Origin of the sequence: Cohnella laeviribosi DSM 21336, from assembly GCF_000378425.1 — a bacterium.
Taxonomy (GTDB): Bacteria; Bacillota; Bacilli; order Paenibacillales; family Paenibacillaceae; genus Cohnella; species Cohnella laeviribosi.
Genome location: NZ_KB899810.1, coordinates 136,298 through 159,104 on the forward strand (window position 1 = coordinate 136,298; position 22,807 = coordinate 159,104).

Annotated in this window: 22 protein-coding genes, 1 tRNA gene and 2 pseudogenes; 4 read left to right on the top strand and 21 right to left on the bottom strand. The window is 58.3% G+C overall.

The window, feature by feature from the left end; translation table 11 throughout:
• Positions 1-13: 13 nt before the first annotated feature.
• Positions 14-1,351, top strand: a complete 1,338-nt coding sequence (locus tag F560_RS0103075; protein WP_156828872.1) for a hypothetical protein — start codon at positions 14-16, stop codon at positions 1,349-1,351.
• A 96-nt stretch (positions 1,352-1,447) separates the two neighbouring features.
• Here F560_RS0103075 and F560_RS0103080 read toward each other — a convergent pair.
• The 6 genes and pseudogenes from F560_RS0103080 to nrdR all read right to left on the bottom strand — a co-directional run.
• A pseudogene (locus F560_RS0103080) lies at positions 1,448-1,687 on the bottom strand (SDR family oxidoreductase); the annotation flags it as partial.
• Between the two features lie 109 nt (positions 1,688-1,796).
• A pseudogene (locus tag F560_RS24130) lies at positions 1,797-2,611 on the bottom strand (ABC transporter permease).
• Complete coding sequence (locus F560_RS0103090; RefSeq protein WP_019004244.1) at positions 2,608-3,633, bottom strand: ATP-binding cassette domain-containing protein; 1,026 nt, start codon at positions 3,631-3,633, stop codon at positions 2,608-2,610. Before F560_RS0103090 ends, F560_RS24130 begins: the two are co-directional and overlap by 4 nt.
• A gap of 395 nt (positions 3,634-4,028) precedes the next feature.
• Positions 4,029-4,160, bottom strand: coding sequence for a hypothetical protein (locus F560_RS26400; RefSeq protein ID WP_281167160.1), 132 nt, complete (start codon positions 4,158-4,160; stop codon positions 4,029-4,031).
• A gap of 135 nt (positions 4,161-4,295) precedes the next feature.
• A tRNA-Ala gene (locus tag F560_RS0103100) sits at positions 4,296-4,371 on the bottom strand.
• A 124-nt stretch (positions 4,372-4,495) separates the two neighbouring features.
• A complete protein-coding gene (gene nrdR, locus F560_RS0103105; RefSeq protein WP_019004246.1) occupies positions 4,496-4,957 on the bottom strand; it encodes a transcriptional regulator NrdR in 462 nt (153 codons plus the stop codon).
• A gap of 109 nt (positions 4,958-5,066) precedes the next feature.
• On the opposite strand from nrdR, the gene F560_RS0103110 reads away from it, so the two are divergent.
• Positions 5,067-5,288 (top strand): alpha/beta-type small acid-soluble spore protein, encoded by a 222-nt coding sequence (locus F560_RS0103110; RefSeq protein WP_019004247.1) that lies wholly within the window; start codon positions 5,067-5,069, stop codon positions 5,286-5,288.
• 67 nt (positions 5,289-5,355) lie between these two features.
• Here F560_RS0103110 and F560_RS0103115 read toward each other — a convergent pair whose 3' ends face one another.
• The 12 genes from F560_RS0103115 to F560_RS26405 all read right to left on the bottom strand — a co-directional run bounded on the left by F560_RS0103115 (position 5,356) and on the right by F560_RS26405 (position 17,589).
• Entirely contained in the window at positions 5,356-5,928 is a 573-nt protein-coding gene (locus F560_RS0103115; protein WP_019004248.1) for a lytic transglycosylase domain-containing protein, read from the bottom strand.
• Positions 5,925-6,521 carry a dephospho-CoA kinase gene (gene coaE / locus F560_RS0103120; RefSeq protein WP_019004249.1) on the bottom strand — a complete coding sequence of 199 codons (597 nt, stop codon included), beginning with the start codon at positions 6,519-6,521 and terminating at the stop codon, positions 5,925-5,927. The genes F560_RS0103115 and coaE overlap by 4 nt, the downstream gene beginning before the upstream one ends.
• Positions 6,522-6,531: 10 nt before the next feature.
• On the bottom strand, positions 6,532-7,221 hold the full coding sequence (gene ytaF / locus F560_RS0103125; RefSeq protein WP_019004250.1) for a sporulation membrane protein YtaF: 690 nt from the start codon (positions 7,219-7,221) through the stop codon (positions 6,532-6,534).
• Between the two features lie 105 nt (positions 7,222-7,326).
• Positions 7,327-8,286, bottom strand: coding sequence for a DNA-formamidopyrimidine glycosylase (gene mutM, locus F560_RS0103130; RefSeq protein ID WP_019004251.1), 960 nt, complete (start codon positions 8,284-8,286; stop codon positions 7,327-7,329).
• Between the two features lie 89 nt (positions 8,287-8,375).
• The gene (polA, locus tag F560_RS22330) at positions 8,376-11,054 is read right to left on the bottom strand and encodes a DNA polymerase I (protein ID WP_019004252.1); all 2,679 of its coding nucleotides are present in this window, start codon (positions 11,052-11,054) and stop codon (positions 8,376-8,378) included.
• A 194-nt stretch (positions 11,055-11,248) separates the two neighbouring features.
• Positions 11,249-11,908, bottom strand: coding sequence for a phosphate signaling complex protein PhoU (phoU, locus tag F560_RS0103150; RefSeq protein ID WP_019004254.1), 660 nt, complete (start codon positions 11,906-11,908; stop codon positions 11,249-11,251).
• 14 nt (positions 11,909-11,922) lie between these two features.
• Positions 11,923-12,669 (bottom strand): phosphate ABC transporter ATP-binding protein PstB, encoded by a 747-nt coding sequence (pstB, locus tag F560_RS0103155; RefSeq protein ID WP_019004255.1) that lies wholly within the window; start codon positions 12,667-12,669, stop codon positions 11,923-11,925.
• 20 nt (positions 12,670-12,689) lie between these two features.
• A complete protein-coding gene (gene pstB, locus F560_RS0103160) occupies positions 12,690-13,448 on the bottom strand; it encodes a phosphate ABC transporter ATP-binding protein PstB (RefSeq protein ID WP_019004256.1) in 759 nt (252 codons plus the stop codon).
• 9 nt (positions 13,449-13,457) lie between these two features.
• Positions 13,458-14,345, bottom strand: coding sequence for a phosphate ABC transporter permease PstA (gene pstA / locus F560_RS0103165; protein WP_019004257.1), 888 nt, complete (start codon positions 14,343-14,345; stop codon positions 13,458-13,460).
• Positions 14,342-15,274 carry a phosphate ABC transporter permease subunit PstC gene (gene pstC / locus F560_RS0103170; RefSeq protein WP_019004258.1) on the bottom strand — a complete coding sequence of 311 codons (933 nt, stop codon included), beginning with the start codon at positions 15,272-15,274 and terminating at the stop codon, positions 14,342-14,344. Before pstC ends, pstA begins: the two co-directional genes overlap by 4 nt.
• Positions 15,275-15,361: 87 nt before the next feature.
• Positions 15,362-16,318 carry a phosphate ABC transporter substrate-binding protein gene (locus F560_RS0103175; RefSeq protein ID WP_019004259.1) on the bottom strand — a complete coding sequence of 319 codons (957 nt, stop codon included), beginning with the start codon at positions 16,316-16,318 and terminating at the stop codon, positions 15,362-15,364.
• A 140-nt stretch (positions 16,319-16,458) separates the two neighbouring features.
• Positions 16,459-17,589 carry a methyl-accepting chemotaxis protein gene (locus tag F560_RS26405; RefSeq protein ID WP_019004260.1) on the bottom strand — a complete coding sequence of 377 codons (1,131 nt, stop codon included), beginning with the start codon at positions 17,587-17,589 and terminating at the stop codon, positions 16,459-16,461.
• Between the two features lie 226 nt (positions 17,590-17,815).
• Here F560_RS26405 and F560_RS0103185 point away from each other — a divergent pair, with 226 nt between their 5' ends.
• Positions 17,816-18,229, top strand: a complete 414-nt coding sequence (locus F560_RS0103185; protein WP_019004261.1) for a cupredoxin domain-containing protein — start codon at positions 17,816-17,818, stop codon at positions 18,227-18,229.
• A 56-nt stretch (positions 18,230-18,285) separates the two neighbouring features.
• On the opposite strand, the gene F560_RS0103190 is transcribed toward F560_RS0103185, so the two are convergent.
• From F560_RS0103190 to F560_RS0103200, 3 genes are all read right to left on the bottom strand, one after another.
• On the bottom strand, positions 18,286-19,419 hold the full coding sequence (locus F560_RS0103190; protein WP_033395733.1) for a Gfo/Idh/MocA family protein: 1,134 nt from the start codon (positions 19,417-19,419) through the stop codon (positions 18,286-18,288).
• A 20-nt stretch (positions 19,420-19,439) separates the two neighbouring features.
• Positions 19,440-20,402 (bottom strand): sugar phosphate isomerase/epimerase family protein, encoded by a 963-nt coding sequence (locus tag F560_RS0103195; RefSeq protein ID WP_026298061.1) that lies wholly within the window; start codon positions 20,400-20,402, stop codon positions 19,440-19,442.
• A gap of 226 nt (positions 20,403-20,628) precedes the next feature.
• Positions 20,629-21,699, bottom strand: coding sequence for a Gfo/Idh/MocA family protein (locus F560_RS0103200; protein WP_019004264.1), 1,071 nt, complete (start codon positions 21,697-21,699; stop codon positions 20,629-20,631).
• Positions 21,700-21,832: 133 nt separating this feature from the next.
• On the opposite strand from F560_RS0103200, the gene F560_RS0103205 reads away from it, so the two are divergent.
• Positions 21,833-22,702 (top strand): helix-turn-helix domain-containing protein, encoded by an 870-nt coding sequence (locus tag F560_RS0103205; protein ID WP_019004265.1) that lies wholly within the window; start codon positions 21,833-21,835, stop codon positions 22,700-22,702.
• Positions 22,703-22,807 lie beyond the last annotated feature (105 nt).

Here is a 22,807-nt window from a genome sequence, read left to right on the forward strand (position 1 = left end):
TGTAGGGCAGGGTATGGCTCTTGTCGATATGAGCTTGTTTCTGAAAGGCTTGGGTTGGAGCGGAGGCGCGATCGGAGCCGTGCTCGCCGGCGCCGGGGTCGCCAGAACGATCTTCACGCTGTTCGCCGCCGAAATGCGCGCTCGATTGGGGGCCAAGCGCTGCCTTCTGCTGTTCGAAGCGTTGGCCGCCTGCGGCGCGCTTGCCGTCTCGGTTAGCGCAAATGCATTCGTTCTCGATGCCGCCATCATCTGCTCAGGATGGGGAAGCGGCCACTCCGGTTCCGGCGGCCCCGCCTTTCCGGTCGAACGCGGTTGGTTGGCGGCTTACGCCCGCTACGATTCCCATCGGTTGTTTCGCATACATGCCTTGTTCACCTATACAGGTTTAGGAGCGGGATGCCTGATCGCTTGTCTTGCGTCTCTATGTAGCGCAAATTCTCCAGGTCTATACGGCTATCGCGCCGTATTTCTGTTTATCGCGATTCTGAATGCAGGGTGCATGTATTTCATATGGCGGTTGAGCGGAGGAAGCCGCAAAGCAAGCTCTTCGTCCGCACGAACCGCCTCCGGTGATGGAGATCCATCCTGGAACAAGGAAAACAAAGAGTCGTTATGGGCTGCGGGTTCCGCCGTTTTGGCGGGATGGGGATTGGCGGTATCGCTGCAGGCGATCGGGCTGCAGAAGGCATCTCTGTACGTCCCCATTGTCCTCTTCCTCGCGATGGCCATCGTTCCCAACTTGTCATTATGGGTGAAGAAAAAAAGACTCTCCCAAGAGGCCGAATCCTTGGAAGAGATCAAACGATTGGCAAATCTGTTGAACGGAGCCGCATCCGCATTGACAGGCACCATGACCTCGTATTGGTTCTCCGCCAAATTCGCGGCATTCGCCGGGTGGATCGGAGCCGTGATGGGGGTATCTTATATCGCGGCCGGTCTATGGTCGCTCATGGCCCCGAAAGGAAAGGACAAGTTCGAAACCGTCCGGTTGATCTTCGTTCTGCAAGGCTTGGCTGTCGTTTTCTTGCTTGTCTTGCCATGGATTTCCTCGTTCTGGATAGCGGCTGTTCTGGAAATCGGCTGCACGGCATGCAGCCTCGGCACTCGCGGAGACCGTACGGCGGTCATGATGGAAGACAGGGTAAAGGGCAAACGAACCCTGCCGTCAAAAATCGGTTATTTGCTTGTCAGAGTGGGCACCGTGCTCTGGCCCGGCGCTTTCGGCAAATGGATCGACGAGGGCCGATATGCCGCTCCCTTTTATATCGTTGCCGCTTTTCAAGCTTGTTCCGCTTCCTTGTTCGCCAAGGTGTACCGTCGGCCTCGGCCCCGAGAACGCGAATCCGGATAAAACATCGGTGCCGTGCTCCTCCGAATTCGCACCGTCCGCGAGGAACGAAGCTTTAGGGCCCAACCGAGATAAGCCCCAAGCCGGAACCTGGCCCGATCATACGATCGAGCCTCCGTTGACGAAAAAGATTTGGCCCGATATGAAGGAGGCATCGTCGGAAGCCAGCAGCACGTACACAGGCGCCAGTTCGAACGGTTGCCCCGGCCGTCTCATGGGCACTTCCGTTCCGAAGGTTTTGACTTCTTCCGCCGTAAATGCGGACGGAATAAGCGGCGTCCAGATCGGTCCGGGCGCTACCGCGTTGACCCGACTCCCCCGGTTGGACAGCGATAGGGATGCCTCACTGCCAGCCATGCGCTCTCCCACAGCGGTTAGTTTCACTGCCCATAGTTTCACACGTAGATTGCCCGTAATTAAGGTTTGGCATCGTATTTACGCATCCCGTCTAAGTCCGGCGCATATAGGCGCGCACCGTGAGCGGAGCGAAGACCGCTACCATGACAGCGGCGCCAATGAGGGAGATGACAAGGTCCTTCCCCATCGATCCGGTATTGGCTAGATCCCGAACGGCAGTGACCAGATGAGAGATCGGGTTGATGTTCACGAACCACTGGAGCCATTCGGGCATCGTATTGACCGGGACGAAGGCGTTGGAGAGAAACGTGAGCGGAAACAGCACAATCATCGAGATTCCTTGCACACTTGAAGCCGTGCGCGCAATCACGCCGAAAAAAGCGAAAATCCAACTGATGGCCCAGGAACACACCATGACCAGAACCCCGGCAATGACGACGCTCCCCAAGCCCCGCCAGGCCGGTAGCCCATTATATACCCCATGGCGAAGGTAAGCACAGTCGCAATCGCATACCGGATCGTGTCCGCCAGCAGAGCTCCTGCCAGAGGGGCGATTCGCGCGATCGGCAGGGACCTGAACCGGTCGAATACGCCTTTATCCATGTCTTCGCGCAGTTGGACGCCGGTGACGATTGAGGTGGTAATGACGGTTTGCACGAGGATGCCGGGAATGATAATCGGCAAATAATTTTGCACGTTTCCGGAGATTGCGCCGCCAAAAATATAAGTAAACATCAGGGTAAAAAGAATGGGCTGAAGCGTGACGTCAAACAATTGCTCGGGCGTGCGCCGAATTTTCAGCAACCCCCGATAGGCCATCGTCAATGAATGGCGAACCGACTGGCCAAAACCGGTGTAATTTTTCAGCGGGCGAACGGCTTCCCGCCACATGGATGGGGTTCTCATCCTATTGCCTCCTCGACGTTTGAATTTTCCGATTCCAGCGACTCGTTTGCGTCGACTCCATGGCCGGTGATGGTCAAAAATACTTCGTCAAGCGTCGGCTTCTGCAAACTGATTTCGGCCAAGTTGATCCCTTGGGTACGGAGGGCGATAAGCAGGTCGGCGACACGGTTGGCGTCCTCGATCGGCGCCGTAATCTTTCCGGCTTCTGCCGACATGCTGGCGCGGACCTGAAGCACCTGTTCGATGACCCGCCGGGCGTCGTTGATGTCAGGCGGATTTTGGACTCTCAAATGCAGCGACGCATTGCCGACGGAGGCTTTCAGTTCATCCACCGTCCCCTCTGCGACGACCCGGCCGCGATCGATAACCGCGATTCGGTCGGCCAGTTGATCTGCTTCGTCGAGGTACTGCGTCGTCAACAGTACGGTTGACCCCGTCTTCACTAACCTGCGAATCGTATCCCACATTTGTGCGCGCGTGCGCGGGTCCAGCCCGGTAGTCGGTTCGTCCAGGAAGATGAGCGGCGGCTGGGCAATCAGACTTGCCGCCAAATCCAACCGGCGGCGCATGCCTCCGGAGAAATTTTTCAATGGGCGCTTCGCGGCTTCGGTCAAACCGAACTCCTCCAGCAGTTCCGATGCTTTACGCCGTGCCTCTGCGCGACCCAACCCGAGCAGCCGGGAGAAAATGATCAGATTCTCGGTTGCGCTGAGCGACTCGTCGACCGACGCGTACTGACCGGTTACCCCGATCAATTGACGCACGATCTGCGGCTCTTTCACCACATCGTACCCAAAGATGCGCGCCGAACCCGCGTCCGGCCGCAACAACGTCGCCAACATCCGAATCGTCGTGGTTTTGCCCGCTCCGTTCGGACCCAGCACGCCATAGATCGTACCGGCTCGTACGTTCAAATGGACGCCATTCACCGCAAGATTGTCGCCGAATCTTTTGACGAGCCCGCTGGCTTCAATGGCCCATTCACGATTGTCCGGCCCTGCTTTCCTGTGTTTATTGTCCATGGCAACTCCTCCTATTCATTAACCGATTGCATGCGCCGTGCAAAAGAGCTCCGGCCGCCGGTTCATCGAATCGGATGGATCGGTCCGAATCGCTGATGATCGCCAATCCGGCGGCAAGCCGCATGGTCTCCCCGCTCCCTTTATTGATCCGCTTCTTGCATTATAAGGAGTTCCCTATCGCCGTTAAACCGTTCGAAGAACGATTTGCCGATCGGTCTCCGGACGTAGAAAGACTTTTATCAACGAGGTTCGAACCCCTTCGGACTTAAAAAGCAATGAGGCGCGATCGGTTTCCGATCGCACCTCATTGCGGTTGTATGCTGACCGAACTTATTCATCAAAAGCCTCCGCATGGTTTTGGAATTCGTTCAGCTTCTCGTTCCAATGCCGCCTCATCATTTTCCGCATATAAACGTCTTCCAGCATTTCTTATGAATCTCCAATTCTTGCGCCAACTGCTTGGCCGTCATTCTTTTGCGCGCCCGGAGCAGAACGAGTATAGCGAGCGTTTGATCCGATTTGGTCATCCGATCTCCCCCGAACTTTTCAAATGCTTTTGTCCACATGATTGTTAAAAGGTGTACGTGCAACACCGCATTATGTACAGCGGCAACATCAAACGAAACAAAAAAAACGGCATCTCTGCCGTTTGCGTTGCATGTTGGTGGAGAATAGGGGGTTCGAACCCCTGACCTCATCGCTGCCAGCGATGCGCTCTCCCAGCTGAGCTAATTCCCCAAAAATTTTCCCATAAAGGAAAATTTCAACTCTATTCTTTGTCGGCTCGGAAACGCGTTCCAAGACAAGCCTTCCGTGACGACAGAAGTTAGTTTATCACAGGCGCATCGGCATGTCAACCATTTCATATGCCATGTTTTGAAATCAGATTATTCAATTCTTTCAGAAACATATTGATGTCCTTGAACTGCCGATAAACCGACGCGAAACGGACGTAGGCCACCTCGTCTACGGTATATAATTGCTCCATCAGCAGTTCCCCGATGACCCGGCTTTCCACTTCGGCCTGTGCGGTCGTGCGAAGCTCCCGCTCGACATGGGAGACAATCGCTTCCAATTGCTCAACCGATACCGGCCGTTTTTCGCAGGAGCGCAGCAAACCGCGCAGCACTTTCTCCCGGCTGAATTCCTCGCGGCTTCCGTCCTTCTTTACGACAATAAGCGGCGTCTCCTCCACCATTTCGAAAGTGGTGAACCGGCGGTTGCACTGCTCGCACTCGCGCCTGCGGCGGATCGACTTGTTGTCGTTGGCCGGGCGCGAATCCAGCACCTTCGTACCGCTGTAATCGCAATAAGGGCATTTCATAATCCGATCCATACTCCTTTCGGCTATTTTTTATTCCCAACGCTTACCTTACATGAACCTAAAACGAGTGCACATAATACGAGTACCAACCGCGAGGAGGTGAACAACAATGGCTGAAGGATCCCGCAGCAGCAATCAACTGCTTGTCCCTCAAGCGAACGCCGCTCTGGACCAACTGAAATACGAAGTTGCCCAAGAGCTTGGCATTGCGATCCCGCAGGACGGCTATTACGGGAACATGGTGACCCGCGATACTGGTTCTATCGGTGGTAACATCACGAAACGTCTGGTCACCATCGCGGAACAACAACTTGCCGGTCAATTCAGGTAATCGTTTCTTCTAAGCAATCAAGAATTTATGGGAAGCTTTGAAGCCGAACGGCTTCAAAGCTTCCTCTTCATATTTCATCATATAATTTCTTGTACTTGTTGTAATAATACAAAATACGCTGAACATAATGGCGGGTTTCGCCGTAAGGAATATCGTTCAAGCTCGATTGCTCCCCGTCCCAGATGTTCTCGTTCAGCCATTGCCGGACTTTGCCCGGACCCGCGTTGTAAGCGGCCAGCGAAACGGCCAGCCTGCCGTCGAACTGCCGCAGCATTTCGCGCAAATACCAGCTGCCGACGAGAATACCGGCCTCCGGCTTTCGGCTGATCTCCTGAATGGTAAGCGAGCCGAAATCCTCCTTGCTCAATATCCACTCCGCCGTCTCCGGCATCACCTGCATAATGCCGAGCGCCCCTTTGGGGGAAACGGCTTCGGCTTTATAATTCGATTCCACCCGGATAATCGCCGCGATCAGCAGCGGGTCCAATTGATACCGGGAGGCGATCGAGCGAATTTCCTCTTTATAGTATATCGGGTACATCATTCTGCCAAGCCATTCCGATTGGACAAGGATGACAACGAGCACAAGAAGCAGGAGAGGAAGAAGCAGACGCCGGCGTTTTTTTCGGTTCCGGTTCATGCCAGGCCCTTCGCCTTTCTGAATCGTTCGAGCTGCAAAGCGGTGTCTTCCAGACTGCCGCTGTTGTCGATGACGATGTCGGCCAGGCGTTTCTTCTCCTCGATGTCCATCTGCGCATTCAGCCGCCGTTCGGCGTCGGCCTTCGACAGCCCGTCCCGTTTCATCAGCCGTTCCAACTGAACGGATCGGGGAACATAGACGACCATCACTTCTTCAAAAAGCGACTGCAGTCCGGACTCGTAAAGCAGCGGAACGTCGACCACGACGAGCCGTTTCGGCGCTTCCCGCTGGAGCTTGTCCATCCGCTCGCGCATGACGGCGCGAATGGCGGGATGCGTAATGGCTTCAAGGGCTTTCCGTTTCGCTTCGTCGGCGAAGACGATTTCCCCCAATTTCTTGCGGTTTAACGTTCCGTCTTCATGCAGAACGGCTTGTCCGAAACGTTCGACAATTTGAGCCAAGGAAGGCTGCCCGGGCTCCACGATTTCCCGGGCAATACGATCCGCATCCACCAGCGCCGCGCCGCTCTCGACAAGCATGCGGGCGACGGTGCTTTTGCCGGAGGCGATTCCTCCTGTCAGTCCGATATTCATACGGCACCTCTTAAAACAGTTTCATAATGCCCATTACGATCAAAATAATGCCCGGAAGCACGCTAAGCTTACGCACCCAGCGCCATCCGGCCGCCAAAAAACCGACGCGCATGCCGAGCCACAGAAACGCTCCGCTTGCGCAGGCGATCAGCAGCGCGGTGAGCAACGGCGGAAAACCGACCAGAGCGGCGCCGATGCCTGCGCCGAACGCGTCAAGCGAGAGCGCCGCGCCGAGCAGAAACGCTTCCCCGGCGGTAATAATGCCCGAACGGTCGACGTCTGCGGCCGAAGGCGTGCGCAAAATCTGGATAATGATCCCGAGCCGCCTGATTTCCAGCGTGATCAGCGGCCGCTTGGCCGGCAAATCCGCTTCGGCCGAAACGCCCTTGCCGTCCGCTTCGCCGTCGCGGTTCGGCTCCGCCCGATCCCGGTTGCGGAAAAACTGGTACAGCGCCCAAACGCCGATGCCGATCAAAATGACCGCTCCGACCGCCGAAGCGGCGGTTGGCGACAGGAAGCGGGACAACGCGACGCCGACCATCATCGAAAGAAGAATAATCGCGCCGGAGCAAGCGGAGATAATAAGAACGGACGGAAGCGGAATACGGATTTTGCGCAGCCCGTAGGTCATGCCCACCCCGAATCCGTCCACGCTGACCGCGAAGGACAACAACAGCAGCGAAGCTCCGTGTACGAGCATTTCGTACCTCCTGCATTTCGGAAATCAGCCGCTCCTTCCGTCCCCGTGCGAGGCAAAGCGACTCAATTCCTATCCTATGCAGGCGTTAGGGGGAATGCCCCGGTATTATCCCTCCGCTATTTCGGTTGCGGAGGCGGACTCCGCCGTTCCGTCCAAGCGGCGCTTGACGGCGTTGGATCGCGCCTTGCCGCCCTCCGGCGCAGGCGCTTTCGGCTTCAGCGCGGAACGAAGGCCGCGCGGAAGCTTTTGGCACCGCTCACAAATATGCGTCCCTCTGCCTCCGAGCGCGAATTTCGCGATCGGACTTCCGCATCGTTCGCAAGGTTCTCCGGTTCGGCCGTACGCTTTGAGCCGGTGCTGGAACATGCCCATTTCGCCCTGGCCGTTAACGTACGATTTGATCGATGAGCCGCCCGCTTCCACTGCCGAAGACAGCGTGGCCACAATCGCCGAATGCAGCCTTTTGAGCTCGGCGCGGCTTAAGCTGTCCGCCGGCCGTTCCGGATGGATGGCCGCGGCGAACAGCGCTTCGTCCACATATATGTTGCCGAGCCCGACGATCACTTCCTGGTTCAGCAGCAGCGGCTTGATTTTGGTCGTTCTGCGGCCGATCGCCTTGGCGAACGCATCCGGCGTGAAATCGTCGGAAAGCGGCTCAAGCCCGAGCTTCCGAAGCGGCTGCGAGATCAAGTCTTCACCCGGAGCGAACAAATGCATCGTGCCGAATTGTCTGACGTCTTTATATCTTAATGCGGTTCCGTCGGTAAAATGAAAAATCACATGCGTATGGTTCTCCACCGGATCTTCCTCGCGGAACACGCCGTAGCGGCCCTCCATGCGTAGGTGGGACACCAGCACAAGCCCGTCCAGCAAAAAACGCAGGAATTTGCCCCGGCGTTCGACGCTTTGGAACGTGCGTCCCTCGAGCATCGCGGCAAACACGTCCGGATCGTCCGGCTTCTGGATAATGCGCGGCAGGTTCACCGATACGCTTCGAATTTTTTTGCCGGCGATCAATTTGTTCAAGGTGCGGCGCACCGTTTCCACTTCCGGCAATTCCGGCATAAAGGCTCCTCCCCACCAAGCTTCCTTATCTTTCTTATTATAATCGAATGGAACGGCCGGAACCACCCCGGTCCCGGCCGCCAAACCGCTTATTTTGCCTCGTACCAGTTGTCGCCGACGCTGACGTCCGCTTTAAGCGGCACATCGAGCGGGAACGCTCCGGCCATGACGGCGGGCACCAGCTCCCGCATCAGCTCCAGTTCTTCCGGCGGCACCTCGAACACCAGCTCGTCGTGCACCTGCAGCAGCATGCGGCTTCTCAGCCCGCGCTCCCGGAGCTCCTTGTCCATGTTCAGCATGGCCAGCTTGATGATGTCCGCCGCCGTTCCCTGAATCGGCGTGTTCATCGCCGTCCGCTCCGCAAACGAGCGCAGATTGTAGTTCGAGGAACGAATATCCGGCAAATAACGGCGGCGTTCAAGCAGCGTCGTGACGTAGCCGTCTCTTTTCGCCTGCTCCACGATGGCATCCATCCATCTGCGCACGCCTTGGAACACGCTGAAGTACTGTTCGATAAAAGCCGCCGCTTCCTTGCGGGTAATGTTCAGGTTTTGCGACAATCCGTAATCGCTTATGCCGTACACGATGCCGAAATTGACCGCCTTGGCCTGCCGGCGCATATTGCCGTCCACCTGGTCGGCCGTAACGCCGAACACGTCCATCGCGGTTTTCGTATGGATGTCCATTTCCTGAAGGAACGCTTCCTTCAGCCGCTCGTCGCCCGAAATATGCGCCAATACCCGCAGCTCGATTTGCGAATAGTCCGCCGCCAAAATCGACCAGCCGGGCTCCGAAGGGATGAACGCCTTGCGGATTTGGCGCCCTTCCTCCAGGCGGATCGGAATGTTTTGCAGGTTCGGAAACTGGCTGCTCAACCGTCCCGTCGCCGCGATCGTCTGCCGGTAATACGTATGGATTTTGCCGTCCTCCGGCCGAATTTCCTTGAGCAGGCCCTCGATGTACGTCGACTGCAGCTTCGTCAGCATCCGGTAATGAAGAATAAGCCGGACGATTTCATGATACGGCTCCAGCTTTTCCAGCACTTCCGCATCGGTCGAATAACCCGTTTTGGTCTTCTTGATGACGGGCAGGCCGAGCTTTTCGAACAGCACCTCGCCAAGCTGCTTGGGCGAGCCGATATTGAATTCATAGCCCGCGATCCGGTGGATTTCCGCCATCGTTCGCTCGATGCCGCGTTGGAATTCCTCGCCGAGCTGCTTCAAGGCGTCGGCTTCCACCACGATTCCCTGCTTTTCCATGCCCGCCAAGATGACGGACAGCGGCTGCTCCAGCTCGTAATAGAGACGGCGCATTCCCGCCTTCTCCAGCTCCTCCGCCAGCGGACCCGCCAGCCGGACGACCGCGTCGGCCTTGGCGGCCAGATGCTCGTCCAGCGCCGGAGCTTCGGGCACGCGGAACTTCGCTCCCTTGCCGTATACCGCCTCGTCGGACGCGATCGGAGCGAGGCCGTGCCGATGCAGCAAGCCCGCCAGCGACGGATCGGCTTCCGTCGGATCAAGCAGATACGCTGCCAGTTGCACGTCGAACGCATGGCCCCTCAGCTCGATCCCGCTTCGGGCCAACACCAGATCGGCGCGGTGCAGATCGTAGCCGCGCTTGGCCGCCTTCTCGTCCGCAAGCCAGCGGCGAAGCGCGGACGCTTGCTCGCTTTGCAGCCGCTCGTACGGAACGACAAAACGCCGATCGCCCGCGGCAATGGCGATGCCGATGCCTTCGCCCTGGTGCGGGTTGTCGCCGTACGATTCGACGATGACGGCTTCGGCCGACGGCAGCGCCGCGTTCAGCGCCTCCCAGCCGGCTTCGTCTTCGACCCGGATCACCTCATACGAAGGCGCGGCCGTTCCCCCGGCCTGCTCCCCGCCGCTTGCGCCCGGCTCCGACAAATTCAACCGCTCGATAAGCGACTTGAACTCCAGCTTGCGCAGCGCCGCCGCAAGCTCGGACGCATCGTAGCCGTTCCAGCTCAGCTCGTCCCATGAAGCCTCCAGCGGCACGTCGCGGAAAATCGTCGCCAGCTCCTTGCTCATGCGGGCGTCTTCCTTGTGGTTGCGCACATTTTCGCCCAGCTTGCCCTTGATGCCGTCCGCCGCCTCCAGCACCCGTTCCACCGAGCCGTATTCGGCGAGCAGCTTCAGCGCCGTCTTCTCCCCGACGCCCGGCACGCCGGGAATGTTGTCGGAAGGATCGCCCATAAGGCCCTTCAGATCGATGATCTGCTGCGGCGCAAGCCCGTATTTCGCCCGGATCTCCTCCGGCGTATACCGCTCCGTCTCGCTGACGCCCTTGCGGGTAAGCAGCACCGTCACGTTGTCCGAGGCAAGCTGCAGCATGTCCTTGTCCCCCGACACGACGACGGCGGTCTGTCCCTGTTCTTCGGCCATCCGGGCGAGCGTGCCGATAATGTCGTCGGCTTCATAGCCGGGCAGCTCGAATTGCGCAATGGAAAACGCCTTAAGCAGCTCCTTGAGCAGCGGGAACTGCTCGGACAGCTCCGGCGGCGTCTTCTGGCGCCCGCCCTTGTATTCCGCATAGCCCTCGTGCCGGAACGTCGTCTTGCCCGCGTCGAACGCGACGAGCATATGCGTCGGCTTCTCCTCTTCGATTACCTTCAGCAGCATCGTCGTAAACCCGTACACCGCGTTTGTATGCAAACCGCTGCTGTTCGTCAGCGGCGGCATTGCGTAAAAGGCCCGGTTCACAATGCTGTTGCCGTCGATCAGCAGCACCTTCTGCTTGTCGTTGCCCATGCCATCCACCCCGTCCGTTTACTTCGTACAGTGCCATCATACCATATTGAACGGAAGCAGGCGATGCAAGCCCTCTTCCATCGGCCCATTTCGGCCATTTCGGCGAATTCGGCGCGGTCCGCGGCGCAGGCGATACCCAAAACAAAAAGCCCGGGCGCCTCTGCCCGGGCGAAAGCAACGAAAACCGGCCAACGCTATTGATTCAGGTCGGGCCGCTTGCCGACGACGAGGAAAACGACGCTCTCCCCGATATTCGTCGCATGGTCGGCGATCCGTTCGATGTAACGGCCTACGAAGCTCAAATACATCGCCTGCCCGACCGTCTTCGGATTTTCCGCCGTCAGCGAGAACATCTCCCGCAAAATCTGCGAATAGAGCGCGTCCACCCGGTCGTCGTCCTTGGCCATTTTGTAAGCCAAATCCACGTTTTCGTCCAAATACGATTGGATCGATTCCTTGATCATCGTCCGCACGATGCCCGCCATCTGCGGCAAATCGACCAGCGGCTTCATCAGCGTCTGCCCTTCGAGCCGCAGCACGACTTTGGCGATATCCACCGACAGATCGCCCATGCGCTCGAGATCCGACGAAATTTTGAGCGCCACCAGAATGCGGCGCAAATCTTTGGCCACCGGCTGCTGCGTCGCGATCAGCTTGGCGCCTAATTCGGAGATTTTCTCCTCGATCCGGTTGATTTCAGGATCCTTCCGGACGATCTGGCGCGCAAGTTCGGCATCAAGCGTCTCCAACGCCTTCATCGAATCCGCGAGCGCATGTTCCACCCGTTCTCCCATTTCGACCAGCAGCTGTTCCAGCTGTTCCAGTCCGATATCAAATTCCTTGCGCGTCACCATCGTCCCTTCGCCTCCTAACCAAATCTGCCCGAGATATAGTCTTCCGTCCGCCGGTCGGCGGGATTGGAGAACAGCGTCTCCGTATCGGCCGCCTCGATCACCTGGCCGTTAAGGAAGAACACGGTGCGGTCCGAGATGCGGGCCGCCTGATGCATGTTGTGCGTGACCATGACGATCGTATAATTGCGGCTCAATTCGCGGGTCAATTCCTCAATCTTGTTCGTCGAGATCGGATCGAGCGCCGACGTCGATTCGTCCATCAGCAGGATGTCCGGCTCGACCGCCAGCGCGCGCGCGATGCAGAGCCGCTGCTGCTGGCCGCCGGAAAGGCTCCAGGCGGATTTTTTCAGCACGTCCCGGACTTCCTCCCACAGCGAAGCGGCGCGCAGGCTTTTCTCCACGATTTCGTCCAGCTCCGCCTTTTTTCGCTTGCCGTGCAGCCGGGGACCGTATGCCACATTGTCGTAAATCGATTTCGGGAACGGATTCGGCTGTTGAAACACCATGCCGACCCGCTTCCGCAACGTTTCCACTTCCATGTCCGGCGCGTAGATGTCCTGGCCTTGAATCTCGACCTTCCCTTCGATCCGGACGCCGTCGATCGCGTCGTTCATCCGGTTGAGCGTCCGGAGCAGCGTGGATTTGCCGCAGCCGGAAGGGCCGATAAACGCCGTCACCCGCTTCTCGGGAATGGACAGGCTGATGTCCTTCAGCGCATGAAACGTTCCGTAATAGAGCTGAAGCCGTTCGATTTCGATCATCCGAGATGTCCTCCCTTCCGTCAGCCGAAGCGGCCCGAGATGTAGTCGTCCGTCGATTTTTTGGACGGGTTTGTAAAAATCTTCTGCGTGTCGTCGTATTCGATCAGGTCGCCCAGCAGGAAAAATCCCGTTTTGTCGGAAATGCGCGCGGCCTGGTGCATGTTGTGCGTCACGATAATGATCGTATATTCCTTCTTCAATTCGGCGATCAGCTCTTCGATTTTGGACGTCGAGATCGGATCGAGCGCCGAAGCCGGTTCGTCCATCAGCAAAATGCTCGGCTTGACCGCAAGCGACCGGGCGATGCAAAGCCGCTGCTGCTGGCCTCCCGACAACGACAGGGCGGACTGGTGCAGACGATCCTTGACCTCGTCCCACAGAGCCGTCTTGCGCAGCGTCGTCTCGACGATTTCGTCCAGTTCCGCCCGCTTGCGGACGCCGTGGTATCTCGGCCCGAAGGCGATGTTTTCATAGATCGATTTGTGAAACGGATTGGGCCGCTGCCACACCATCCCGATTTTCTGCCGAAGCTGGACAACGTCCGTCTGCGGATCGCAAATATTGTCGTTCCCGATCCAGATTTCGCCTTCGATGCGCGCGCCGGCGATGAGGTCGTTCATGCGGTTGAGCGACCGGAGGAAGGTCGACTTGCCGCAGCCGGACGGACCGATCAAGGCGATGACCTGACGGGACGGAAACGCCATGCTCACCCGCTTGACCGCTTGCTTTTCGCCGTAGTAAACCGACAGGTCTTTCGTATAAAGCGCAATTTCGCTCATGAGGCCCTCCTACTTGCTCGCGGTTAATTTGCGGTACAGCAAACGTCCGAACCAGCGCGCGCCGAGATTGAACAGCAGCACCGTGATGACCAGCACCGCGGACGCGCCCGCCGCGATTTCCGGCGCATCGGGGGCAAGCCCTTCGCTGTTGATTTTCCAAATGTGCACCGCCAGCGTCTCCGCCGGACGGAGCGGGTTCAGCGGCGACGTCGGACTGAGCGGATTCCAATCCGTAAAGTCCAAGCGCGGCGAGCTCATGCCGGCGGTAAAGAGCAGCGCCGCCGCTTCGCCGAACACGCGGCCGGCGGCCAGAATCGTGCCGGTGACAATCGAGGGAAGCGCGACCGGCAGCATGACCTGCGTGATCGTCCGCCAGCGGGAAATGCCGAGCGCCAACCCCGCTTCCTTCTGCTCGCGGGGAACGCTGCGCAGCGATTGCTCGGTAATGCGCACCATCATCGGCAGGTTGAATACCGTCAGCGCGAGCGCGCCGGAGAGCAGCGAAAAGCCGAGCCCGAACCGGTTGACGATGACGAGCAGTCCGAACAGGCCGATGACGATGGACGGAAAAGAGGACAGAACCTCGACGATAAGCCGGACAAAGGCGGTGAAGCGGTTCTCTTTCGCATATTCGCTCATATAAATGCCGGCGCCGAGACCGAGCGGAATCGTGATGATCATCGTCAGAACCAGCAAAAACAGCGAGTTGAACAGCTGCGGCCCGATGCCCCCGCCTGCCTTGATGGTCTGCGGCGGAGACGTCAGAAAGTCGAAGCTGATATGACGAAGGCCGCGGACGAGCAGGTAGCCGAGCAGCCCGGCGAGCACCGCCAAGATAAGAACGGCAATGGCCACGATAACGCCCGTGGCGATCCGGTCGACGGTTTTGGCTTTCACCGCTTCGCCCTCCTTTCCAGCAGACGAACGATAAATACGAATACGAAGGTCATCAAGAGCAATATCAGGGCAAGGCTCCACAACGCGTTGTTATGGGCGGAGCCGAGCGTCGTATTGCCCATCGAAAGCGTGATGATGCTGGTGAGCGTAGCCGCCGATTCGAAGAGCGAGTCCGGAATATGCGGCGCATTGCCGATCACCATCTGCACCGCCAGCGCTTCCCCGAACGCACGCGCGATGCCGAGAACGATGCCGGTCAGCAGGGAAGGAAGCGTCGTCGGCAAAATGATGCGGGAGATCGTCTGCCAGCGCGTCGCGCCGAGCGCATAGGACCCTTCCTTCAGCCCGCTCGGCAGGCTGCGCAGGGCGTCGGTGGCGATCGTCGTCACCGTCGGCAAAATCATGATCGACAGCACGATGGACCCCGCCATAATGCCGATGCCTTGGCCCGGAAACGTATGGCGCAAAAACGGCACGATGACCGACAGCCCGACAAAACCGTACACGACGGAAGGAATTCCCGCGAGCAGCTCGATGGCGGGCTGAAGCACCGTTCTGCCCAGCTTCGGCATCATTTCCGTCATGAAAATCGCCGCGCAGAACCCGAGCGGCGCCGCGATCGCCGCGGCAAGCAGCGAGGTCGCGAACGAGCCGTACAGAAACGGGAGCGCGCCGTATAACGGCTGTTCGGCATCCGGGTCCCAGACTTTGCCGAACAGCATCTCGCCCACGCCGACCCCGCCGGACACAAACGGCGTCAGTCCGCGGACGGCGATGAAATAAACGATCGAGAAGATCGTCACAATGAGCACAAGAATGCAAACATACACGTACGCCTTGCCTCGCCATTCCTCGATGCGGTGCTTCGGGAACGGTTTCGAAGCCTGGACAGCCGTGTCTCGTTTAACCTCTTTATAGGACAAATTCATGCACGCCTCTCCTTCAACGGCAAGGAGAGGCCCACCAAGGTTGCCTCTCGCCGCATCAATATAGATCGGTGTATAGGTGTCGGGAAATTATTTTTGCGTAACGTTGCCGTTCGCGTCGCGAGCGATTTGCATGCTCGTGATCGGAATGAAATTCAGTTCCTTCACGTCGGCATTTTGAATTTCTTCGCTCATCATGTAGTCAAGGAACGCTTTGACTACGGGCGTCGGCTCGCCTTTCGTGTACATGTGCTCGTAAGCCCAGACCGGATATTTGCCCGACGTTACATTTTCGACCGTCGGCTCCACGCCGTCATATTTCAGCACTTGAACCGTGTCGTCCAGGTAGGACAGCGCCAGGTAGGCGATCGCGCCGGGGGTTTCGGCTACGAGCTTTTTCACCGTGCCGGAGGAATCTTGCTGGATCGAGCCCGGCAGGTCTTCCGTTTTCGTTCCCAGAGCGTAGTTTTCGAACGTCTTGCGCGTGCCGGAGCTGCTCGGACGGTTGATGATGACGATCTTTTGATCCGCGCCGCCCACATCTTTCCAGTTCGTGATTTTGCCGGTGAAGATGTCCACAAGCTGCTGCTTCGTCAGGTTGTCGACGCCGACTTTCGGATGGGCGACCGCCGCCATCGCCACGACGGCGACTTGATGGTCGACCAGTTCTTTTGCTTTCGGAGCGTCCGCGTCTTTGAACTTCTCTTCGGCGAAGATGTCCGAGTTGCCGATATCCGCCTGGCCTTCGGACACTTGCGTCAGGCCCGTTCCGCTGCCGCCGCCTTGGACTTGAACCGTGATTCCGCTGTATTTGCTGTCGGCCATAAACTTTTGCGCAACTTGTTCGACAAGCGGCTGCAGCGCCGTAGAACCGGTTGCCAGAATCGATCCGGTCAGCTTTTCTTCGCTCGGGCTGGCCGATCCGGAAGCCGACGGGCTTTCGCTCGGGCTAGCCGCGCCGTTTGCGCCGTTGTTCCCTTTGTTGCCGCAAGCGGCAAGCGTCAGGGCAAGCACAAAAGTCATCAACAATAACAGCGATTTTTTCATTGGAATTTGGTTCCCCTTTCCATCTCGTGCGTGTCGTTTTTTGTGGATGCGGCCGCGCCGGTCGCCGCCAACATCCCTTGCACATCTTCGATTCTATCTACCATTCGTCATTGGTATGTTTTCGTTTTGTAAACGCAGTGTTAAAATTGTCCGTTGTTCAATTGCGCCGTCAGCTTCCGGATCTGCTCGCGGATTTGGGCGGACACGCCGTTCGCTTGGCGCGAAGCTTCGGACAGCCTGGCGGCCGCCTCCAGGTTGTCGCCGCTAATTTCCCACAGCTTGTTGAACGTCGCTTCGGCCGAGAATACGCGGCGAATGCCTTCTTCCGCCCCGAGCTTGCCTTCCCGCACGGCCGAGGCCGCAGCTTCCGCGGCATCCGCCATGTCGCGCAGCTGCCGGTTGATCCGCTCGGTCGACTGCTTGGTCTGATCCGCCAGCGCCCTGACTTCCTGAGCGACGGCGGCAAAGCCGCGTCCGTGCTCGCCGGCCCTTGCCGCCTCGATCTGCGCGTTGAGGGCGAGCAGGTTGCACTGGTTGGCCAGCTCCGCAATCATCTTCGCGATGCCGAACACTTCCGCCGTCCGTTCCAGCAGCACGGCGACGGACCGGTCCTGCCGGTTGGCCGAATCGTGCCACTGCCGGAACAGGGACAACATTTGGGCCAGCTCCGCCCTCCCCTGCTCCGTCATCTCCGCAATCTGTTCGCTGCTGCGTCGGGAAAGCACGGCCGTCTCGGCGACCTTTTCCACCGCCCGGTGAATGTCCTCGATCATGCCGTCCGCATCGCGGACGGTGCGGATTTGCCGGATGGACGCTTCCCGCTGCAACATCCGCGCAATATTCAGCAAATCGCTGATCGTCAATATGCCTTCGAATTGGCCGCCGCGGGTCATGATGACGGTGTCGTACATCCGCTCCTCCTGCCTCGCCATCGCCCGGTCGATCAACTCCTGCGGAGACAGCCCGCTGTCGGCAAGAAGCGGCTCGCTGTCCATCAGCTTGGCGATCGGCTTCTCCCCGTAAAGCGACATGCCGAACAAAGAGCTGAGCGTCCGGAAAAACCGGTGCTTCATGACCAGCCCGACCGGACGCCGATTCGCGTCGATGACGACAATGCATTCCAGCTCTTTGCGTTCCCGGAACAAGGAGACGACGTCGCCGCAGGGCTTGTCCGGAGGGACAACAGGGCAATCCCGCATCCACTCCGCCACATTCACCGAATGAACCGGGACCGCATCGTGTTCCATTTTTTCCAATACAGACAACGCCATGGCGTCTCCCCTTTTCCGCTCCCTATGTACCCTTGCCGGGAATCGTTCCCAACTTGATGCTAGCAAACGGATGTCAACGGAAGGTAAATCGAAGGTTAAAGGGTTGTTAAAAGTTAGGTCTATTGGACCATCTCTGCCGAGGAACGGTGGCGTATTCGTTTTGGACGATGAGGATATATTAAAGTGGACAAACGGGGAATCGAGCCGCCATCAGGAGGAATTCCGCATGAAAAAGACTGTGAAAACGGCCGTTGCGGTTTTGGCCGCCGGCGCCTTGATCTCGCTCGGCGCTTGCGGAGGAAGCACCAATCAGAACGCCAACCGGTCGCCGAGCCCGACGGCGACTTCCACCGCTACGGAAGGCGCGGCCGGCCAAGGCGCCCAAAACATTACCGTTACGGCCACCAACTGGAAATTCGACAAACCCGAAATCCGCGTCCGCCAAGGCGACAAAATCCATCTGACGCTCCAAAACCAGCAGGGCAATCACGGGATCGAAATTCCCGAACTGAACGTCAACATCAAAGGCGGCGAAACGGCCACCTTTACGGCCGACAAAGCCGGAACTTACGAGTACCGCTGCTCCATTCAGTGCGGCCCGGGCCATAACGACATGGTCGGTTCGATTATCGTGGAGTAAACGGCCCATAAAAAAGGGAGCATGCCGCATTGGCATGCTCCCGCTGCTTTTGTCGATTAAATTTCGTCCACGTTTACCCAAGTGCCGCGTTCGATCGACAGGTCGACCGCTTCCAGCACTTCCTGGCACTTGACGCCGTCCAGGAACGTCGGCGCGAACGGAGATCCCGTCGCGATGTGTTGAACGAATTCATACACGATATGGACGAAGCCGTGTTCGTAGCCGATAATATGGCCGGTCGGCCACCAGTTCCCCGCGTATTTGTGCGAAGGCTCCGTCACCAGAATGCGGCGGAAGCCTGCCAAATCCGGCTCGTCGTCGCGGAAATACACTTCCAGTTCGTTCAGGCGCTCCAGATCCCAACGGATCGTGCCGCGGCTGCCGTGAATTTCGAACGTGTTCGCATTTTTGCGGCCGGTTGCGAAGCGGCTGGCGACAAAGATGCCCATCGCGCCGTTCTTGAAATCGGCGAGGAAAGCCGTCGCGTCGTCGACGGTCACGTCGCCCTTTTCGGACGAGCCGACGCCGCCAAGCCCCGAAGTCGAGACCGGAATCGGACGCTGCTTGACGAACGTCCGGTTATGGCCGACGACCCGGTCGAATTCCCCGATCAAAAACCGCGCGAGGTCGATGCTGTGCGCGTTGATGTCGCCGTGCGCGCCGGAGCCGGCCACTTCCTTCTTCAGCCGCCAAGCGAGCGGCGCCTCCGGATCGACCAGCCAGTCCTGCAAATACGTCGCCCGGTAATGATGGATTTCGCCCAGCTTGCCGCTGTCGATGATCGATTTCGCCAGTTGGACGGCCGGCAGGAAGCGGTAGTTGAAGCAGATGCCGTGCTTTACGCCGGCCTTCTCGGCCGCTTCCAGCATCTCCCGCGCGTCCGCGAGGTTCAGGGCGAGCGGCTTTTCGCAGAGCACGTGCTTGCCGTTTGCGATCGCCGCCAGCGCGATTTCCTTGTGCGCGTCGCTCGGCGCGTTGATGTCGATCAAATCGATATCGTCGCGCTCCACCAGCTTGCGCCAATCCGTTTCGTAGCTTTCCCAGCCGAACCGGTCGGCGGCTTCCTTGACGCCGGTCGCGTCCCGCCCGCAAATCGCCTTCATGGCGACGTTGGCGTCCATGTCGAAGAACATGCCGACATCCTTGTAAGCATGGCTGTGGGCTTTCCCCATAAACTTGTAGCCCACCATGCCGACGTTGATCGTTTTGGTTACGCCCACCACATTTCGCCTGCCTTTTCTTTAAGTATGAGCCCGTTAAGGAAATTCGCCGCTTTGCGGAATCCTTCGCCGACCGACATCAGGCTGTCCTCGTGCTCGATGCTGATCGTGCCGTCATAGCCGACCAGCCGCAGCGTGCTGATGAAATGCTTCCAGAAATCGTCGTCGTGGCCGTAGCCGACCGTGCGGAAAATCCAGGAGCGGTTCAGCTCGTCGGCATAAGGCTTGACGTCCAGCACGCCGTTCAGCGCCGTGTTGCGCGCGTCGATCTTCGTGTCTTTGGCATGCACGTGGAAAATGGCGTCGCCGAGCGCCTTGATGCACTCGATCGGGTCCATGCCCTGCCAGAACAGGTGGGACGGGTCGAAGTTCACGCCGATGTTGTCGCCGGCCTCGCGGCGCAGCCGCAGCGCCGTTTCCGTATTGTACACCAAAAAGCCCGGGTGGGACTCGATGGCGACCTTCACGCCGTGCTTGCCGCAAAAGGCCGACTGCTCCTTCCAGTACGGAATGGCGACTTCGTTCCATTGCCATTCGAGCACCGTAAGGAAATCCGGCGGCCACGGGCACGTGACCCAGGACGGATATTGCGAGTTCGGCGATTCTCCCGGACAGCCCGAGAAGGTGATGACTGTGTCGACGCCGAGTTTTTCGGCAAGCTGCACGGTTGCGACAAAATCGTTATGGTCCCGTTGCGCAATTTCTTTATTCGGATGAAGCGGATTGCCGTGGCAGCTGAGCGCGCTGATCGTAAGTCCGCGGGATTCCACGGCGTTCTTGATGCGGGCGACGGCAGCCTCGTCGTTGACGACCGCGGCCGCGTTGATATGGGAAGTGCCGGGAAAACCGCCCGTTCCCAATTCGACCGCCTCAATGCCGGCGGACTTGGCCGTATCCAGAGCTTCCTCCAACGACTGCTGTCCGAACAGGACAAGAAAAACACCGAGTTTCACCAGGCTCACCTTACCTTTCTTAATGAATAAAAGCTGACGCATGGCCGGCCCCTCGGCGCCTTCCCCGGACCTTTTCCCGCAGGAAGCGCACCGCCGGACGGCCAAGCCGAATCCATCCTTAGTTTACTCGATAAATAAAGCGCTGTCATCTACGAAATCTTTAGCGTTTCAGGTGAAAAAATTAGCCGGGCACCGGGTTGCTCTCCGGCCGAAGGCGGACCGGCCGTTACGCAAAGGAGACGGCTTGTCCTTTTTTCGCCGATTCGTATACCGCTTCAAGAATCTGCTGAACGACGTACGCCTGCTTCGCCGTTACGACCGGCTCGCGGTCGTGCAGGATGGCGTCGATCCAGGCGCGCGCTTCGCGTTCGGCCGAATCGTTCGGCGCCGCGCTGTTCCATTGGTCGCCAAGCGTGATTTCCTTGGTGTAGAGCTTGCCGTGCGCTTCGCCGTTGATGCGCAGGCCGTTTTTCATGTCGGCCCCCGCCTTCGTACCGCAGAGCGTCACCTTCGCTTCGTCCACGTCCAGCGTATTGAGCGCCCAGCTCGATTCGAGCCATACGGTTGCGCCGTTCTTCATCGTGATCATCGCGAAAGCGGAATCCTCGACCGTAAACTTGGCGGGGTCCCACGAGCCCCATGCGTTGGCTTCGCTGCCTTGCTCCGCCAGCTTGCGGTACGTCGTGCCGAGCACAATGCGCGGCTCGTAGTTGTCCATCATCCACAGCGCCAAATCGAGCGCATGGGTCCCGATATCGATCAGCGGGCCGCCGCCCTGCTTCTCCAGATCGAGAAAGACGCCCCACGTCGGCACGGCGCGGCGGCGTATCGCATGCGCTTTCGCCAGGTAGATTTCGCCCAGCTCGCCCTGGCGGCAAGCCTCGTGCAGCCAGCGGCTGTCCGCCCGGAAGCGGTTCTGGTACGCGATGCTGAGCTTGCGCCCCGTCCGCTCCGACGTCTCGAGCATCCGTCTGGCGTCCTCGGACGTTTTGGCCATCGGTTTTTCGCACAGCACGTGCTTGCCCGCTTCCATCGCTTTGATGGAGATTTCCGCATGGGTGTCGTTGGGCGTGCAGACATGGACTGCATGCACGTCCGGATCGTTCAGCAATTCTTCCACGCTGCCGTAAACCCGGGCGTCCGGCGTTCCGAATTTGGCTTTCGCTTCGTGGGCCCGTTCGGCCGACACGTCGAAGAAAGCGACGATCTTGGCTTCCGGAATTTTGGCCAGCGCGGGGAAATGTTTGCCGAAGGCGATTCCCCCGCAGCCGATCATGCCGATGTGTACGCTGCTCATAATTGTTGGCGTCCTCCTTGCCAGTCATCTGTATTCCATCTACAATGCAAAGTATAGCACGCTGCGCCCGTTTTCCCATTCTCCAATGGTGAGTGGTCATTATGCAATTTTGGCAATAGGGGGCCCTTTCGATATGAATTATCACCAGGAGAAGATCCAATACGAGAATCCCCTGCTTTCCATCAAAGTATGGCAGGCCCGGCGGAACTCGGAGTTTACGATCAACTGGCACTACCATCCGGAATGCGAAATCTTGATGATCCAGCGCGGCCGGCTTGACGTCGAAGTGGAAAACGAACTGTTCACCCTTCACAGCGGCGACGTCGTCGTGATGGGCAGCTCCCAGCTTCATCGCGACCGAAGCTATCCGGGCTTGCTGGAATATATCGTGCTGCAGTTCGACCTGCGTACGTTTTTCGACAAGAGCACGATTTCCTACCTTCAGTACTTCAACGAAACGAAAGTGCCGCTCAGCGCGATGAACTATATTTTCCGGGAAAATCCCAAAGCGCGCAAAGAGCTCGCCGAGTGCGTCCTGCAGATCAACGAGGAGGCGCAGCGCAAAGAAAACGGCTACGAACTGGCGGTCAACCTGCTGATCAAAAAGATTTTGCTGATCCTCATCCGCAACGACACGAAAGGATTGCTCGCGGACCAGGACCGCGTCGAGCGCATCCGGCTAAAGCCCGTGCTCGACTACGTCGACCGCAACATCGGCGAACGGATCACCGTCGAAGACGCGTGCCGGCTCGTCAATATGAGCTACTATTATTTCGTCAAATTTTTCAAACGGACGATGGGCCTGTCCTTTACCGAATACGTCAATTTCCGCAAAATCAAGCACGCCGAGCAGCTTTTGCTCACCCGCGACCTGAGCGTCAGCGAAGTGGGCGATCTGACCGGGATGCCGAATATGGCGCATTTTTACAAAATGTTCCGCCGCTTCAACCAATGTTCCCCCAAAGAGTTTCAGCGGAAAATGCTTGACTGGGGCCGGGCGTGATTTGGGAAATTTTTCATGAAGTGCAGAATCGGCATGATATGGTATATTATCTTAGGCGCGCTCGGGATGCCGGGAACGCCTAATCTGATTTTAATGAGAGGATAA

Excerpts from the sequence above, each read along its gene's own strand:
- F560_RS0103075 (WP_156828872.1), top strand. The coding sequence starts at position 14 with ATGGCTCTTGTCGATATGAGCTTGTTTCTGAAAGGCTTGGGTTGGAGC.
- F560_RS0103090 (WP_019004244.1), bottom strand. The coding sequence starts at position 3,633 with ATGGACAATAAACACAGGAAAGCAGGGCCGGACAATCGTGAATGGGCC.
- F560_RS26400 (WP_281167160.1), bottom strand. The coding sequence starts at position 4,160 with ATGACCAAATCGGATCAAACGCTCGCTATACTCGTTCTGCTCCGGGCG.
- nrdR (WP_019004246.1), bottom strand. The coding sequence starts at position 4,957 with ATGAAATGCCCTTATTGCGATTACAGCGGTACGAAGGTGCTGGATTCG.
- F560_RS0103110 (WP_019004247.1), top strand. The coding sequence starts at position 5,067 with ATGGCTGAAGGATCCCGCAGCAGCAATCAACTGCTTGTCCCTCAAGCG.
- F560_RS0103115 (WP_019004248.1), bottom strand. The coding sequence starts at position 5,928 with ATGAACCGGAACCGAAAAAAACGCCGGCGTCTGCTTCTTCCTCTCCTG.
- coaE (WP_019004249.1), bottom strand. The coding sequence starts at position 6,521 with ATGAATATCGGACTGACAGGAGGAATCGCCTCCGGCAAAAGCACCGTC.
- ytaF (WP_019004250.1), bottom strand. The coding sequence starts at position 7,221 with ATGCTCGTACACGGAGCTTCGCTGCTGTTGTTGTCCTTCGCGGTCAGC.
- mutM (WP_019004251.1), bottom strand. The coding sequence starts at position 8,286 with ATGCCGGAATTGCCGGAAGTGGAAACGGTGCGCCGCACCTTGAACAAA.
- polA (WP_019004252.1), bottom strand. The coding sequence starts at position 11,054 with ATGGGCAACGACAAGCAGAAGGTGCTGCTGATCGACGGCAACAGCATT.
- phoU (WP_019004254.1), bottom strand. The coding sequence starts at position 11,908 with ATGGTGACGCGCAAGGAATTTGATATCGGACTGGAACAGCTGGAACAG.
- pstB (WP_019004255.1), bottom strand. The coding sequence starts at position 12,669 with ATGATCGAAATCGAACGGCTTCAGCTCTATTACGGAACGTTTCATGCG.
- pstB (WP_019004256.1), bottom strand. The coding sequence starts at position 13,448 with ATGAGCGAAATTGCGCTTTATACGAAAGACCTGTCGGTTTACTACGGC.
- pstC (WP_019004258.1), bottom strand. The coding sequence starts at position 15,274 with ATGAATTTGTCCTATAAAGAGGTTAAACGAGACACGGCTGTCCAGGCT.
- F560_RS0103175 (WP_019004259.1), bottom strand. The coding sequence starts at position 16,318 with ATGAAAAAATCGCTGTTATTGTTGATGACTTTTGTGCTTGCCCTGACG.
- F560_RS26405 (WP_019004260.1), bottom strand. The coding sequence starts at position 17,589 with ATGGCGTTGTCTGTATTGGAAAAAATGGAACACGATGCGGTCCCGGTT.
- F560_RS0103185 (WP_019004261.1), top strand. The coding sequence starts at position 17,816 with ATGAAAAAGACTGTGAAAACGGCCGTTGCGGTTTTGGCCGCCGGCGCC.
- F560_RS0103190 (WP_033395733.1), bottom strand. The coding sequence starts at position 19,419 with ATGGTGGGCTACAAGTTTATGGGGAAAGCCCACAGCCATGCTTACAAG.
- F560_RS0103200 (WP_019004264.1), bottom strand. The coding sequence starts at position 21,699 with ATGAGCAGCGTACACATCGGCATGATCGGCTGCGGGGGAATCGCCTTC.
- F560_RS0103205 (WP_019004265.1), top strand. The coding sequence starts at position 21,833 with ATGAATTATCACCAGGAGAAGATCCAATACGAGAATCCCCTGCTTTCC.